Source organism: Streptomyces sp. YIM 130001, assembly GCF_003574445.1.
In the GTDB taxonomy this organism is placed as follows: domain Bacteria; phylum Actinomycetota; class Actinomycetes; order Streptomycetales; family Streptomycetaceae; genus Streptomyces.
Genome location: NZ_KZ984553.1, coordinates 196,488 through 211,760 on the forward strand (window position 1 = coordinate 196,488; position 15,273 = coordinate 211,760).

The window sequence follows — 15,273 nt, forward strand, 5'->3', positions numbered from 1 at the left end:
TCCTGACGGGGCTGGAAATCAGTGGTCGTCCCAGTGGTCCGCGTGCTCGGCGTGACGGTGGCCGTCGTGCAGATAGTCGACGTGGTCGCCGTGCGGGACCGCGACGTGGCCGCAGCCCTCGCCGTGCCGGTGGGCGTGGTCGCCGTGGGCGCTGTGTGCCTCGGTCTCGCACTCGTCCGTGTGGTCCTCGTGGACGCGGTGCAGGTGGCCGTCGTGCGCGTAGTCGGTGTGGTCGCCGTGCGGGACGGCGACATGGCCGCAGCCCGCTCCGTGCTGGTGGGTGTGGTCGGGGTGGGGAGCGTGTGCAGCGGTCGGCATGGGGCTCTTCTCCAGAGGTGCGGGCGGGTCGGCCGCGAGGGTGTTCTGTGCGGCTGTGGGTGATTTTGCTCCTCTTGGGCGGGCCCGTACAGACTCTGCGGAGGGTGTGTCCGTCGCGAGCGGCGCCCCCGTACGACGTCAACACTTTCCGGCCATGTCACCCGTCTCCGTGAACAATCGCCCAGCGCGTACAACCACCGAACCCACACAAAGGTCTCAACAGGTGGCTTCAGCAACACCATGGCGAAGCCGTTCGGTTCACTGGATCGAGGTGCCATGAAGCGTTCCATGAAGACCCTGGGTGCGTCCCTGCTCACCGTCGGAGTCGTCGGCGCGGGAATGGTGGCGACGGCTCCGGCCGCCGGCGCCGCGACTGCCGCCGCCGGATACAACGGGGCCTGCGGCTCCGGCTTCGGGGTGGTCAACTCCATGCCGGTCGGCTCGGCCGGCACCGTCTACCTGACGTACAACTCGAAGACCGGCGAGAACTGTACGGTCACCATCCGCAACAGCACCGGCGAGCCGACCCACATGGTCGCCTACGTCCGCAACGTCGACACCGACGAGGACAGCTACGAGGAGGGTGACTTCACCCAGTACGCCGGCCCGGTGTACGTGGCCGCGCGCGGCGCCTGCGTGGAGTGGGGCGGCGTCATCGACAAGGTGCAGGCCTGGAACTTCGGCTCCAACTGCGGCTCCCTGGCGGGCAAGTCGTCCCACAAGGACTGGTTCGCCGGCGAGCGCTGAGCCCCGGGCGCACGATGGCCGGGCCCCGTGGGGAGGTGGGGTCCGGCCGCTCCGCGCTCCGGCGGGCGTCAGTCGACGACTGCCGTCCCGTCGAGCTCCACCAGGGCCCGCTCTCCCCAGCGGCGGGCCGCTCCGGTCACGGCCGTCGCGGGACGGTCAGGTCCGGCCAACCACCGCTGGATACGGCCGAGTTGGGCCATCCGGTGCGGCCGTCACCGCCGAGAGAGCCGTGGCCGGCGAGCCGGACACCGACGGCCGGGACGGCGTAGGAGAGCCGGTGGTCGGCGACGGCGTACGAGAGCCGGTGGTCGGGGGCGGGTCGGCCCGGGCCGATGCGCTCCACGCGCATCGGTCTGCGTACTCCCTGTCGGTGGGCACGGGAAACCTGCCGCGCGGTGTCGATGGCGAGGAGATTCGCGGCCGCTGTGCGCACCGGCCAGGCTCCGTCGGCATCTGCGCGCAGCTGCGCGCACTTACCCCACTCCCCCGCCTCCCGTAGGAGCGAGCGAGGGCGTCGGCACCCTGACGTATCGCGATCTGTTGACTGCCGTCACCACCACGATACGCTCGTTCCACGGTCCCACCAGGCCGATGGATCGAGCGGTCCCGCACCGCCCACGCCGGAACCCGGCCATCCGCGGACCCGGAACGCTCGGACGACCCGACGACAGTCAGGGGACGCACATGGAGCTGACGGCCTCGGCGCACACGGACACCTTCGCGCGGGATCACCTGCCGCCCGCCGACCAGTGGCCGGAGCTGCTCCGCGAGCTGCCCGAGCTGCACTATCCGGAGCGGCTGAACTGCGCCGCGGAGCTCTTGGACGGAACGGTGGAGCAGCACGGCGCGGAGCGGACGGCCTTCGTCCTTCCGTCCGGCGAGCGCTGGTCGTACGGCAGGCTCCGCACCGAGGTGGACTCGATCGCCCGGGTGCTGACCGAGGAACTCGGCGTGGTGCCGGGCAACCGGGTACTGCTGCGCGGGCCCACGACGCCGCACCTCGCCGCCTGCTGGCTGGCCGTGCTCAAGGCCGGCGCGGTGGCGGTGACGGTCCTGGCCCAGCAGCGCGCCCAAGAACTGGCCACGATCTGCGGTCTCGCCCGGGTCGGGCACGCGCTGTGTGACGTGCGCAGCGTCGACGATCTGGCCAAGGCGGAGGTGCCGGGCCTGACGATCACCGCCTTCGGCGGGGACGCGCCGGACGATCTGCTGCGACGGGCGGCGGAGCACCCGGAGCCCTTCGAGGCGGTGGACACCGCCTCCGACGACGTGGCGCTGATCGCGTTCACCAGCGGGACGACCGGACGCCCCAAGGGCTGTATGCACTTTCACCGGGATGTGCTCGCCATCGCCGACACCTTCTCGCGGCACGTGTTGCGGCCCGAGCCCGACGACGTCTTCGCGGGCAGTCCGCCACTCGGTTTCACCTTCGGTCTCGGCGGTCTGGTGATCTTCCCGCTGCGGGTGGGCGCCGCGTCGCTGCTCCTCGAACAGGCGGGCCCCAAACAGCTGTTGCCGGCGCTGGCCGAGCACCGGGTGTCGGTGGTGTTCACCGCACCGACCGCCTACCGCGCGATGCTCGACGCGTTCGACGGGCACGACCTGTCCGCGCTGCGCCGCTGCGTCTCGGCGGGCGAGAACCTGCCCGCGGCCACCTGGCAGGCCTGGCACGAACGCACCGGCCTCAGGATCATCAACGGCATCGGCGCGACCGAGCTGCTGCACATCTTCATCTCCGCGGCCGACGACGCGATCCGGCCGGGGACGACGGGCGTACCCGTACCCGGCTGGCAGGCGCGGGTGGTGGATGCCGCGGGGCACCCCGTACCCGACGGCGAGCCGGGCCTCCTCGCGGTCCGCGGCCCCGTGGGCTGCCGTTATCTCGCGGACCCGCGCCAGACCGAGTACGTGCACGACGGCTGGAACGTGACCGGCGACACCTACGTGCGCGAGAGCGACGGCTACTTCCGCTACGTGGCCCGCGCGGACGACATGATCATCTCGGCCGGCTACAACATCGCCGGGCCCGAGGTGGAGGACGCGCTGCTCAGGCACCCGGATGTGCTGGAGGCGGCGGTGGTCGGCAAGCCGGACGAGCGGCGCGGGCAGGTGGTGGCGGCCCATGTGGTGCTGCGCGACGCGGTGGCCGGAGACGAACTGACGGTGCAGCGGCTGCGGGAGTTCGTGAAGGCCGAGCTGGTGCCGTACAAGTGCCCGCGCGAGATCACCTTCCTCGACGCGCTGCCGCGCACACCGACCGGGAAACTGCAGCGGTTCAGGCTCCGTGCCGGGCCGGATGATACGTCCCGGGAGCAGGTTCTAGAGTGATCACGTGTCCGAGCTGCACACTCCCAGGTCCCTTATCGTCACGTACTACGGCGCGTACGGGCGCCGCCTCGACGGCCCCGTACCGGTGTCCGAGCTGATCCGGCTGCTCACGCCCGCCGGAGTGGACGCGCCGTCGGTGCGCTCCTCGGTGTCCCGGCTCAAGCGCCGCGGGCTGCTGCGCCCGGAGCGGACGGCGCGCGGGGCAGCCGGGTACGTGCTCTCCGAGGACGCGCGGCAGCTGCTCGACGACGGTGACCGGCGGGTGTACGCGAGCGGGCCGCCGCGGGCCGCGGACGGCTGGGTGCTCGCCGTGTTCTCGGTGCCGGAGTCGGAGCGCAGCAAGCGGCACATACTGCGCTCGCAGCTGGCGCGGCTCGGCTTCGGCACGGTGGCGCCCGGGGTGTGGATCGCGCCGGACCGGCTGCACGACGAGGCACGGCACACCCTGGAGCGGCTGCGGCTCGCGCCGTACGTGGAGTTGTTCCGGGGCAGTCATGTCGGATTCTCGGCGAGCGCGGACGCGGTGGCCGGCTGGTGGGACCTGACCGCGATCGCCGAGCTGCACCAGGAGTTCCTCGACCGGCACGAGCCGGTGCTGCGGTCCTGGCGGGAGCGCACGGACGCCCCGGCCGAGGACGCGTACCGCGACTACCTCCTGGCCCTCGACTCCTGGCGCCATCTCCCGTACGCGGACCCGGGGTTGCCGCCCGAACTGCTGCCCGTCGACTGGCCGGGGACACACTCGGCCGAGGTCTTCGCGGAGCTGCACGAGCGGCTGTACGAGGCGGGGGCGGCCTTCGCGGCGGTGGCGTGACCGGCGCGCCCGCCGGGATGCTTCAGCCGAGGGAGCACAGCCGGTCCGGCGCTCGCGGACGAGGCCGCCGGGCCGGCGCCCGTGAACCAGTCCCGCCCTCCCCGACGCAGGTCACCCCGGAATGTGGCCTACGTCCCACCCCGTACAGACCGTCGGCCCTGTCCCCCGCGCACGCACCTTCGTATCGTTGAAATCAGGACAGGCGCACGTCAGCGGCTGCACAGCGAACGGACCACCCCGTGCCCCCGAACCCTCCCCCGACCGCCACCTGGCGGATCGCACTGCCGCACAGCACCGCGGCCGTGCCGGTGGCGCGCGCACTGGTCCGTACCGCACTGGCCGAGATCGCCGCGGCCGATGCCTGCGACACCGCGGAGCTGCTGACCGCCGAGCTGGTGGCCAACGCGGTGGAGCACACCCCGGCGGGCTCCGGCATCGAACTGGTCATCGAGCTGCTGCCGAGCGGCTGCCACGTCGAGGTGCACGACGCCGACCCGTCCCCGCCCGGCGACCTCTCCCGGCCGGCGGACACCGAGCAGCCCGATCCGTGGCAGGAACACGGACGCGGCCTCCTGCTGATCCGCACCCTGAGTCAGGAGTGCGGACACCGTGAGACCGATTCGGGCAAGGCCGTCTGGTTCCGCCTGCCGGCCCGGGACTGACGACCGCGCAGGTCCCGTACTCGGATTCGTACGACGACGCGCGAATCGCCTCGCTCGAGGCCCCGTCCGCGGACCCGCTCCCGGCCGGTCCAGGAAGATCCACGCCGAAGTCCGAATGGCCCCCATTCCCCTCCCGTATGAGTGCTGACGCCTGGTCGACGGCCCCTGTTCAATCGGTCCCGTCGCATCCGAGGTGAGGGCGTGAGGGGACGACTGTGGACGATGGCCAGATGCTTGCGCACGGCCGGCGGACCGTTGTGGTGACCGGTGGTACCGGAGGGATCGGGGCGGCGATCGCCTCGCGGTTCGCCGCCGACGGGGACCGGGTGATCGTCGCCGGACTCGATGCGGAGCGCGCCGCGGAGCAACTGCCCGCGGCAGTACGGGTCGTACAGCTCGATGTGACACGCAACGGCGAGCTGCAGGACCTGCTCTCCGAGTTCGACGACCTGCACGTCCTGGTCAATGCCGCGGGCGTCATCACCCGGGACCAGGAGTACGACCCGGACGTCTTCGCGCAGGTCCTGGAGGTCAACCTCACCGGGACCATGCGCTGCTGCGTCGCGGCGCGCAAGGCGCTGGCCGGCTCCGGGGGTTCGGTGGTCAACATCGCCTCGATGCTGAGCTTCTTCGGCGGGCCCAAGGTGCCCGCCTACAGTTCGAGCAAGGGCGGCGTCATGCAGCTCACCAAGGCGCTCGCGGTCGCCTGGGCCGAGCAGGGCATCCGCGTCAACGCCGTCGCACCTGGCTGGATCCGCACCGGTCTGACCAGCGAACTGCACGGGAGCCCCGAGGCCAGCCGCCGCATCATCGAGCGTACGCCGATGGGGCGTTGGGGCGATCCCGGGGACGTCGCGGGGGCCGTCTCCTTCCTCGCGGGACCCGATGCCGCGTTCATCACCGGAGCGGTACTGCCCGTGGACGGCGGCTATCTCGCTGCCTGAGGCACCTCCGCGAGGGCGCCCCGCCCGTCACCGTTCAACCGACGAAGGGACCGACAACCATGCCCGCAGCCGACTCGCCCGCCGCCCCGGAGGGCCCGGTCATCCCCGTCTCCTCGGTCGTGCCGCCGGAGATCGCCGTCGCCGCACTGCCCGAGGACGAACGGGTGTGGGTCCCCCAGGCACCCCATGTGTGGTTCCGCCCGCTGATGTTCAACACCGTCACCGGACAGTGGTGCAACCTGCTGAAGGTGACCGCCGCCGGAATCGTCTCCCGGCACCGCCACCCCGGAGCCGTCTTCGGCTACGTCATCAAGGGCAAGTGGCACTACTACGAGCACGAGTGGGTGGCCGAGGCCGGCCACTTCGTCTATGAGCCGCCGGGCGAGATCCACACGCTCGCCGTGCCGGACGACTGCTCGGAGATGATCACGTTCTTCAACATCAGCGGGGCCATGGCCTACGTCGACGAGAACGGCGTCCAGACCGGCTACGAGGACACCTTCACGAAGATCGACCTGTGCCGTACGCACTACGAGAAGGTCGGGCTCGGCGCCGCATACGTGGACCGCTTCATCCGCTGAAGGACCGCTCCGCGGGGCCGTACGCCTGCATCAGATATGCGAATACCGGCATTCGAGCAGCGGACTTACCGCCCCGCGGACACCGCCCTACTGTCTCCCCGACTCGAGCTCATTCCGCAGATTGCACCAGCAGACGGGAGCAAGCCCGAATGACGACGACGACCTATCCCCAGGGGACCATCGAGGCGTTCCGCGGTATCGCCACCGCGTCGGTCGCCGACGCAGTGGAGCAGACAGGTGCCCGCGGGTACCTCTCGGGCACCATCAGGCAGATCCTGCCGGGCAAGCTGGTCGGCCCGGCGGTGACCGTCCAGGAGGTGCCGTCCCACGAGCCGGAGCCGCCCCATCACGCGCTGCGGGCCATCGACGAGTCCGCGCCGGGCAGCGTGATCTGCATCGCCGCCGGAGGGGCGGACGTGGCCGTGTGGGGCGGTCTGATGTCCGCCGGAGCGGTGGCCAACCAGGTCGCGGGCGCCGTTCTCGACGCGGGCGTACGGGATGTCGAGGAGATCCGACGCGACTACCCGCAGCTGCCCGTGTACGCCTGCGGCAGCGTTCCGGCGACCACCGTCGGCCGCTACCGCACGGTGTCCTGCAACGAGCCGGTGGTGATCGGCGGTGTTCCGGTACGCCCCGGCGACCTGATCGTCGCCGACACCGACGGAGTGGTGTGCGTCCCCGCGGACCGGGTCGCCGAAGTCCTGGTCACCGCGCAGGAGATCGAGCGGCGCGAGCGCGAACAGACCGTCCTCATCACCGAGTCGGGCTCACTGCGCGACGGACTCGAGAAGTACAACCGGATCTGAGGAGGGGCCCATGGACGTCCTGGCGATGGGTGAGCCGCTTCTGGAGTTCAACGCACGGACCGAGGCGGGCGGACGGGTCGGCGCCTCGGACTCCTTCGCCGTCGGGTACGGCGGCGACACCTCCAACTTCCTTGTGGCAGCACAGCGTTCGGGTGCCCGCACGGGATATGTCACGCGCATCGGCGACGACGAGTTCGGTGACGCCCTCGCGGGTCTGTGGCAGCGGGAGGGCGTGGACACCCGCCATGTCGTCCGGGAGGCCGGCGGGCGTACCGGTGTCTACTTCATCTCCAGGACACCGGCAGAGAGCCGGTTCACCTACTACCGCGCCGGCTCGCCCGCCACCCGGCTGACCCCGGGAGACGTGCCGGAGGAGTCCGTCGGCGGCGCACGTCTGCTGCATCTCACGGGTATCACCCAGGCGATCAGCACCTCGGCGTGCGATACGGCGTTCCGCGCCATGGAAGTCGCCCGCGGCAGCGGGACGCAGATCAGTTACGACCCGAACCACCGTGCGGCGCTCTGGCCCGTCGAGCGAGCCCGCGCGGTGATGCTGCGCAGCATCGAGCTGTGCGACATCGCGCTGCCGAATCTGGCGGAGGGACGGATGCTCACCGGGACGGACGATCCGGAGGACGTGCTCGCCGCACTGGTGCGGCGCGGACCGTCGACCGTGGTCCTGAAGATGGGCGAGCAGGGTGCGTTGCTGGCCCACGAGGGCGAGGTCACCCGCATCGCGCCGTACACCGTGGACGCGGTGGATCCCTCCGGGGCCGGCGACACGTTCGACGGTGCGTTCACGGCCCGCCTGCTCGACGGGGAGAAGCCGCTGCCGGCCGCCCGTTACGCGGCCGTGGCCGCCGCACTGACCACCACAGGGGCAGGCGCGGTCCTGCCCATTCCGCACCGGGCGGACGTCGACGCCGTGCTGTCCGCAGGCGCCGCACCGTCCGGAGACAGGGACCAGCCACCAGCCAGGTAAGCCATAGGAGATGAGTCATGTCTCGCTCGAAACGCCACATCGTGGTGGCGGCATGCGCGGGCCTGTTGCTGCTCGCAGGGTGCTCCGACGGGTCGACGGTCGACGACGACGTCGGCGGGGCCGGAGGTGCCGCGCCGACCAAGGTCTCCGCGGGCTATGTGTCGGCGATCGACCAGATCGGCCTGCCGGCCGGGGTCGAGGCGGGCTACTTCGACGAACAGAGCCTCGACGTCAAGCTGGCGGATCCGTATGCGACCGGGGTGGACGCACTCAACGCGCTGCAGGCCGGCGAGGTCGACTTCGTACAGGTCGGAACGCCGGCGATCGCGGCGGCACAGAAGGGCATCGACCTCACCCTGGTGGGCAACTACACGGGATCGTCCACTCAGCGCAGTATCGACGAGACGATGGCTGTGGTGGCGGGCCCGGGAGCGGGCGTGGACGGCAAGGACCTCAAGACGCTGAAGGGCAAGCGCATCGGCGTATCGGAGGGCTCCATCAACCACCTCTACCTGCTCGGGCTGCTCAAGAAGGCGGGACTCGAGGCCGACGACGTGAAGATCGTCAATACCGAGCCACCGGATCTGGCGGTCGCGCTCAAGACCGGCGGGATCGATGCCGCGATCGTCTGGGACCCCTTCCCGATCACCGCGGTCAAGCAGGTCGAAGGCGCCAAGGAGGTTCTGCGGGGCGGCGGTTACATCCCGTTCGTGGGCTATCTCGTCACGACACGCGAGTTCGCCGAGAAGAACCCCGCTCTCGTCGAGCGGTTCCTCACCGCGCGGGCGCAGACCGATCAGTGGATGCGTGAGAACCCGGACGACGCGGCCGATTCCGCGACCCGCTGGCTGCCGGGGACCGACAAGGCGGTCGCCGAGAAGGCGATGAAGTACAACGTCAAACAGCTCGACCCGCGCTTCTCGGCCTGCAACTTCCTCGCCCTGGACACCCTCGCCGGACTGCTGGCCGAACAGGGCGCCGTGAAATCCGGGTTCGACGTCAACAAGTACTTCGACCCGGCGCCGATCCTGAAGGTGATGGACGAGAACCCGGATCTCTTCAAGGACCTGCCCGCCGTCCCCGAGTCCGCGGCCCTCGACACCGACTACACCTTCGACCGCACGACCGCTGCGAAGGCGTGCCCGTCATGACGGCGCGGGCCGGACGCCCGGGCACCGGGGTCGCGGCGCGGAGCATCTCGGCCGCGTGGTTCATCGGGCCCCTCGCGGCGCTCGTCGTGGTCTGGGCGGTGGTGGTGTCGGCGTCCGGGGCCCCGATGCGGGTCTTCCCCGGCGTCGGGGACGTGGCGGCGGCGCTCGGGGACATGTGGGCGAGTGGTGATCTGTTCCGTCATCTGGGCGCCAGCCTCGGACGGATGGGGGTCGGCATCGCCCTGGCCCTGGTCACCGCACTGCCCTTCGGGATCGCGCTGGGCGCGAGCGCCGCGCTGTCCGCGTTCTTCACGCCGCTGCTGCGCTTCTCCGTCGCGTTGGCGGGCATCGCGTGGATCCCGATCGCCACGCTCTGGTTCGGGTACGGCGACCGGGCGGTCGTATTCATCGTCTGGAACGCGATGTTCTTCGCCCTGACGTACAACGCGATGCTCGGCGTCCGGCAGATCCCCACCCAACTCCTGCGTGCTGCACGGAGCATGGGCGCGAGCCGGTCGCGGATGTTCTGGGAGATCCTGCTGCCGGGCGCCCTGCCGAGTCTGGTGACCGGACTGCGGGTCGGGCTCGGGTACGGCTGGCGGGGCCTGGTCGCGGCCGAGATCATCGCGAGCAACGCAGGTCTCGGCTATGCCCTGTTCCAGGCCCAGAAGTATTTCCGGACCGACGTGATCATCGCGTCGATGGTGATCATCGGAGTGCTCTGGCTGCTCATGGACCGGCTCCTGCTCGCCCCGCTCGAGCGGCGCACGGTCGAGCGGTGGGGCATGACGGGGGTGGACAAGTCATGACGTCGACCGTCTTCTCCGCCGGGAAGCGGACCGGGGCCGGCGGGCCGGACGACCGGAACCTCGTGAAGAGGCGCCCGGGCAGAGTCCGGCGGACGTGGCTGTGGTGCACACGCCGGAGCGCGTTCCGCACGCTCGGGCCGTTCGTGCCCGTGGTCGCGCTGTGGTGGCTGCTCGCGGACCTCGAGGTGTTCCCCGAGTCGTTCTTCGTGAGTCCGCCCACCGTGGTCGCCGAGTTCGGTGACCTGCTGCGCAAGGGCGTGCTGCCCGGATATCTCTCGGACTCGCTGACGCGGCTCGCGTACGGCGTCGGCTTCGGGCTGCTCATCGGGCTGCCGATGGGCTTCGTCGTGGCGATGTTCGCGCGGATCCGGCGCTTTTGCTGGCCGGTTCTGCTGTTCTTCCAGGCGATCGCGGACATCGCGTGGCTGCCGATCGTGATCGTCTGGTTCGGCTTCAGCCTGACCGCCGTGACCTTCGTGATCGTCTACACGATCGTCTTCCCGCTGATGCTGAGCGTCGTCGCGGGAGTCGAGCAGGTCCCGCGCGAACTGGTGCGGGCGGCGCGGAGCCTGGGCGCGAGCCCGCTGAGAGTGTTCTTCGAAGTGATCGTTCCCGGCGCTCTGCCGTCCGTCGCGGGCGGCGTACGCACGGGCCTCGGTTACGGCTGGCGGGCCCTGGTGGCCGCCGAGATCATCGTCGGCACCAGCGGGGTCGGCTTCATGATGTTCGACGCCCGCAGGGTCGGCGACATCAGCCAGGTCTTCCTCGGCATGGTGGTGCTCGGAACGCTCTGGTACGCCCTCGACGCGCTGGTCCTGGCGCCGTTCGAGCGGGCCACGGTCGAACGGTGGGGGTTGGTACGGCGGATGGAGGCCGACGGATGAACGCACTGGAGATCAGCCAGCTCAGCAAGTCCTACGTCGATGCGTACACCGGGGAGGAGATCACCGCCGTCGGTGACGTGTCGTTCAGCGTCGCCGAGGGCGAGTTCGTGTCGATCCTCGGGCCCAGCGGCTGCGGCAAGACCACGGTCCTCAACATCATCGCCGGCTTCGTGCGGAGCACCGGCGGCTCGGCCGTCGTCGACGGGCGCCCGGTCGAGGGGCCCGGGCCCGATCGCGGTGTCGTGTTCCAGAGCCATGCGCTGTTCCCGTGGAAGACGGTGCTCGGCAATGTCGTCTTCGGCCTGCGCATGCGCGGTGTCCCGCGTGCCGAACGCGACGCTCGGGGACTGGAGTTCCTGGAGCTCGTAGGGCTGAGCGGCTTCGAGACCAAGTACCCGCACGAGCTGTCCGGCGGCATGCAGCAGCGCCTCGGGGTGGCGCGGGTGCTCGCCAGCGAGCCGGCGCTGATGCTGATGGACGAACCGTTCGCCAGCATCGACGCCCAGACGCGCCGCAAGCTGCAGGAGGACCTGACGGACATCGTCGAGCAGCGGCACCCGACGGTCTTCTTCGTCACCCACGACGTCGACGAGGCGGTGTTCCTCTCCGACCGGATCGTGGTGCTGTCGGGCCGGCCGAGCCGGGTGCACGAGATCGTGGAGGTCGACCTGCCCAGGCCCCGCTCGTGGCGTACGGCCGCGGAACTCCCCCAGTTCCGCGCCACCGCCAACCGGGTCAACGAGCTGCTCGCGGGAGATGAGGACCATGCGCACCCGGTCGACGCTTCCTCGTAGGGCGGCGAAGAGCCCCACCGTCCGCAAGATCGCCTTCGTGATCCTGCTGGTCGTCGCCTATCAGATCTGGCTGAGCGTGCAGACGATCGGGAAGGTCGATGCAGGCGTGGGCGAGGTCCGCGACCCTCGTGGGCGGTTCTCCGCAGATGTCGAACTCGGCTTCCCGCCCGAGCGGTACCACATCCTCCAGCTGCAGAAGCACGGCCGCATCGCCGGGACCGACGGCAACGTGGTGCATCTGCGGGGCGTGGCCGAGGCGGGCGTGGACGCGCTGGCGCGCGAGTACTGGATCGAGCACATCGACACCCCGGCGAAGCCCTCCGGGCGCTGATCCGCACACCTGCCCGGGCCGCACACCTGCCCGGGCCGCATACCGACCCGAACCGCACGCTGACCCGAACCGGCGCGCACGGCGCGCCGTGACTACCGGAAAGGCTCCTACCGATGACCGATGAACAGTGGGACGGCAGTTCACGCCGCTCCTTCCTCAAGCGCGGCTCGACCGGCGCCGCGGCAGCGGCACTCGCGGTGTCCTCGGGCGCCTTCGCCGCCGGCACCGCCTCCGCCTCCTCCCCGGCCCGGGCCGCCGGCGCCGATGGTGCACCGTTCCCGCAGCTGAACTGGCCCGAAGAAGTACGGGAGGGAGCGGCGACACCCAAGCTGTGCCAGTGGATGTCCCGCAACCCCGACGAGGCCACGGTCCGCCGCTGGCGCCAGGCCGGCGTCACGGGCGCGTTGGTCACCGACACACCCGAAGTGCCGTGGAATGCGGCCGAGTTGATGAAGGACCGCAAGCGCCTCGAGGACCGGGGCATGCATGTCACCGCCTACCTCATCAGCGCCCCCGACTCCGTCGTACGCGGCGAGGACGGCCGCGACCGGGCGATCGAGGACATCAAGACCTCGCTGCGCGCGGCCGGGCGGGCCGGGATCCCGGTCGTCGAATACAACTGGTACGTCCACCGCCTGATGGAGGGCTACTACGAGGAGCTCGACACCACCGACCGGATCGGCGCCGGCCACACGGCCTTCGACCTGGACCGCGAGGTGGACGGCGTCAAGGTGCGTGACCTGCCGCGCCCCGAGGGCGTGCCCGCCTTCACCCGCGAGGAACTGTGGGAGCACTACGAGCACTTCCTGCGGGAGGTGATGCCGGTCGCCGAGGAGGCGGGCGTACGGATGGCCGTTCACCCCAACGACCCGCCGGCGGCGGTCAGTCGGGGCAACCCGCAGATCCTCGGATCGGTCGACGACTGGCGGCGCATGGTGGAGACGGTCGACAGCCCGTCGAACGGGATGACCGTGCACGCCGGAGTGACCGCGGAAGTCGGCTTCGACCCGGTCGAGTTCCTGCGCTGGATGTGCGCCAAGGACCGCGTCAACCACATCCACTACCGCAATGTCCGCGTGGACGAGCCCCGGGTGAAGTACGCGGAGGTCTTCCCCGACACCGGTGACTCCGACATGTTCGGCTTCATGCGCCAGCTGGTCCGCGCGGGCTACACCCGGGGCGTGCTCGCCGAGCACCCGCGCGCTCTCGACTTCGACCGTGAGAACGGGTCGATCGAGGACAACCAGTACAAGGATGTCGGCGGGGGCGGGCACGGCGGCGAGCTCTACGACACCGGGTACGCCCGCGCCATGATGCAGGCGGCTCTGATCATGGAGCAGGGCCGGACGGGCGGTCACCACGGCCGTACCGTCAACTGACCGGCGGGGCACGGCAGATGAGCAGGCCGGTACTCGAGGACGCGGCGCGTGCGGCGCTGCGGCGGGGCGTCGACGCGGTGGCGGACGCCGCAGGAATCACGCTGGGCCCGGGTGGGCGTGACGCGGTGATCGGCGGCCCGTCCGGGGCTCCGCCCGTGGTCACCCGTGACGGCGCCACGGTCGCGGACGCGGTGCGGCTCGCCGATCCGTACGCCGGGATGGGCGCCTGCCTGGTCAGAGAGGCGGCGGCGCACACCCGGAGCGTCGCCGGGGACGGGACCACCACCACGGTGGTGCTGGCGCAGGCGGTGTACGCCGCCGGGCTGCGCGCCGTGGTCGCGGGGGCCGGTCCCATCGGTGTCAGGTACGGCATCGAGACCGCCGCGGCGGCGGTGGTCGACCGTCTCACAGGGACGGCCCGGCCGGTGACGGGTGAGCGAGAGGCGGTACGGGCCGCGAGCGCGGCTGCCGGTGACCGGGAGCTCGGCGAGCTGGTCGGGCGGGTCCTCGCCAAGACCGGGCCGGCCGGTGTGATCACGGTGGAGGAGGCTCATGTCCCGGACGTCGAGGCCGAGTTCGTGGAGGGGATGCGGCTCGACAAGGGCCTGCTGAGCCCCTTCATGGTCACGCACCCGCAGCAGGCGAAGGCGGTGCTCGAGGATGCGTACGTTCTCCTGCACCACGGCAGGATCGTCTCAGCGGACCAACTCCTGCCGGTCCTGGAGCGGGTGGCGCCGACCGGCCGGCCGCTGTTGGTCGTCGCGGACAGCCTGGAGCCGGGTGCGCTGTCGCTGCTGGTGATGAACCGGCTGCGCGGCACGCTGCTCTGCTCCGCCGTGGCCGCGCCCGCGCTCGGCGCGCGCAGGCTGGAGCGTCTGGAGGATCTGGCCGTGCTGACCGGAGGGCAGGTGGTGGCGCCGGAGAAGGGGCTGACGCTCGCGCTGACCGGCTTGGAGGACCTGGGACGGGCGGCACGCGTGGTGGTCACGTCGGACTCCACGACGGTGATCGGCGGCATGGGTTCCGCCGCGTCCGTACGCCGGCGGAGCGCGTATCTGGCCGGCGCCGTGGCGGCGGCCCGGTCCGCGGACGACCGGGAGGTACTGGCCGGGCGGCTGGCCGGCCTCACCGGCGGTGTGTGCGTCGTCCGGGTCGGCGGGCAGACGGATCCGGAGCGGGCCGAACGGATGCGACGGGTCACGGGCGCGGTGGCCGCGACGCGGGCCGCGATGGAGGAGGGCGTCCTGCCGGGCGGCGGGGCGGCCCTGGTGCACGCGGCCGGTCTCCTCGACGACGGGCTCGGGCTCACCGGTGACGAACGGGCCGGCGTGCTGGCGCTGCGGGCCGCGCTGTCGGCGCCGCTGCGGCGCATCGCGCGCAACGCGGGCGAGGACGGCGAACACGTGGTGGCGCGGGTGGCCGCGGAGTCCCGGGGCTGGAACGCATCGACCGGCCGTTACGGAGACCTGCTCGCCGACGGAGTCCTCGACCCGGTCCGGGTCACGCGCACGGCCCTGGAGAGCGCCGTGTCGGTGGCGGGTCTGCTGCTCACCGCAGGGGGCCTCGTCGCCGATGCCCGCCCGCGTGACGAGGCCTCGGTCAGCTGGCGGCGCCGCGGTCACGGGCACCATCACGCATCCGGCGCCGGCCACTCCCACGGACACACCCACGGCCCCGGATGACAGGCAACCGTCCGCCGGGAAAGCAGCTATTCGGGATCCGGATGGGCGCCCAACGATTGGC

The 15,273-nt window shown here is 71.2% G+C and carries 16 protein-coding genes and 1 pseudogene; 15 read left to right on the top strand and 2 right to left on the bottom strand.

Annotated features, from left to right (window positions below):
• Positions 1-18: 18 nt before the first annotated feature.
• Positions 19-318, bottom strand: a complete 300-nt coding sequence (locus tag DSC45_RS12755; protein WP_119290256.1) for a hypothetical protein — start codon at positions 316-318, stop codon at positions 19-21.
• Between the two features lie 288 nt (positions 319-606).
• Between DSC45_RS12755 and DSC45_RS12760 the strand changes: the two genes are divergently transcribed.
• Complete coding sequence (locus DSC45_RS12760; protein ID WP_119290568.1) at positions 607-1,065, top strand: spore-associated protein A; 459 nt, start codon at positions 607-609, stop codon at positions 1,063-1,065.
• 68 nt (positions 1,066-1,133) lie between these two features.
• Here DSC45_RS12760 and DSC45_RS36315 read toward each other — a convergent pair.
• Positions 1,134-1,279 (bottom strand): annotated as a pseudogene (locus DSC45_RS36315) (RidA family protein); the annotation flags it as partial.
• 470 nt (positions 1,280-1,749) lie between these two features.
• Between DSC45_RS36315 and DSC45_RS12770 the strand changes: the two are divergent.
• The 14 genes from DSC45_RS12770 to groEL all read left to right on the top strand — a co-directional run bounded on the left by DSC45_RS12770 (position 1,750) and on the right by groEL (position 15,212).
• On the top strand, positions 1,750-3,393 hold the full coding sequence (locus tag DSC45_RS12770; RefSeq protein WP_119290259.1) for an AMP-binding protein: 1,644 nt from the start codon (positions 1,750-1,752) through the stop codon (positions 3,391-3,393).
• 4 nt (positions 3,394-3,397) lie between these two features.
• Entirely contained in the window at positions 3,398-4,207 is an 810-nt protein-coding gene (locus DSC45_RS12775) for a PaaX family transcriptional regulator (protein ID WP_119290261.1), read from the top strand.
• Between the two features lie 239 nt (positions 4,208-4,446).
• On the top strand, positions 4,447-4,869 hold the full coding sequence (locus DSC45_RS12780) for an ATP-binding protein (RefSeq protein ID WP_119290263.1): 423 nt from the start codon (positions 4,447-4,449) through the stop codon (positions 4,867-4,869).
• A 230-nt stretch (positions 4,870-5,099) separates the two neighbouring features.
• Positions 5,100-5,813 carry an SDR family NAD(P)-dependent oxidoreductase gene (locus DSC45_RS12785; RefSeq protein ID WP_119290264.1) on the top strand — a complete coding sequence of 238 codons (714 nt, stop codon included), beginning with the start codon at positions 5,100-5,102 and terminating at the stop codon, positions 5,811-5,813.
• A gap of 59 nt (positions 5,814-5,872) precedes the next feature.
• Positions 5,873-6,394 carry a 2,4'-dihydroxyacetophenone dioxygenase family protein gene (locus DSC45_RS12790; RefSeq protein WP_119290266.1) on the top strand — a complete coding sequence of 174 codons (522 nt, stop codon included), beginning with the start codon at positions 5,873-5,875 and terminating at the stop codon, positions 6,392-6,394.
• A 149-nt stretch (positions 6,395-6,543) separates the two neighbouring features.
• The gene (locus DSC45_RS12795) at positions 6,544-7,200 is read left to right on the top strand and encodes an RraA family protein (RefSeq protein ID WP_119290267.1); all 657 of its coding nucleotides are present in this window, start codon (positions 6,544-6,546) and stop codon (positions 7,198-7,200) included.
• A 10-nt stretch (positions 7,201-7,210) separates the two neighbouring features.
• Positions 7,211-8,182 carry a sugar kinase gene (locus DSC45_RS12800; protein WP_119290269.1) on the top strand — a complete coding sequence of 324 codons (972 nt, stop codon included), beginning with the start codon at positions 7,211-7,213 and terminating at the stop codon, positions 8,180-8,182.
• A 17-nt stretch (positions 8,183-8,199) separates the two neighbouring features.
• Positions 8,200-9,333 carry an ABC transporter substrate-binding protein gene (locus DSC45_RS12805; RefSeq protein ID WP_162929205.1) on the top strand — a complete coding sequence of 378 codons (1,134 nt, stop codon included), beginning with the start codon at positions 8,200-8,202 and terminating at the stop codon, positions 9,331-9,333.
• On the top strand, positions 9,330-10,142 hold the full coding sequence (locus DSC45_RS12810; RefSeq protein WP_119290572.1) for an ABC transporter permease: 813 nt from the start codon (positions 9,330-9,332) through the stop codon (positions 10,140-10,142). The genes DSC45_RS12805 and DSC45_RS12810 overlap by 4 nt, the downstream gene beginning before the upstream one ends.
• The gene (locus DSC45_RS12815) at positions 10,139-11,026 is read left to right on the top strand and encodes an ABC transporter permease (RefSeq protein WP_119290271.1); all 888 of its coding nucleotides are present in this window, start codon (positions 10,139-10,141) and stop codon (positions 11,024-11,026) included. The genes DSC45_RS12810 and DSC45_RS12815 overlap by 4 nt, the downstream gene beginning before the upstream one ends.
• Complete coding sequence (locus tag DSC45_RS12820) at positions 11,023-11,820, top strand: ABC transporter ATP-binding protein (RefSeq protein WP_119290273.1); 798 nt, start codon at positions 11,023-11,025, stop codon at positions 11,818-11,820. Before DSC45_RS12815 ends, DSC45_RS12820 begins: the two co-directional genes overlap by 4 nt.
• Complete coding sequence (locus DSC45_RS12825; RefSeq protein WP_119290275.1) at positions 11,792-12,151, top strand: hypothetical protein; 360 nt, start codon at positions 11,792-11,794, stop codon at positions 12,149-12,151. The genes DSC45_RS12820 and DSC45_RS12825 overlap by 29 nt, the downstream gene beginning before the upstream one ends.
• Before the next feature lie 113 nt (positions 12,152-12,264).
• On the top strand, positions 12,265-13,530 hold the full coding sequence (locus DSC45_RS12830) for a mannonate dehydratase (protein WP_119290276.1): 1,266 nt from the start codon (positions 12,265-12,267) through the stop codon (positions 13,528-13,530).
• A gap of 17 nt (positions 13,531-13,547) precedes the next feature.
• Entirely contained in the window at positions 13,548-15,212 is a 1,665-nt protein-coding gene (gene groEL / locus DSC45_RS12835; RefSeq protein ID WP_119290278.1) for a chaperonin GroEL, read from the top strand.
• The last annotated feature ends 61 nt before the right edge of the window (positions 15,213-15,273 follow it).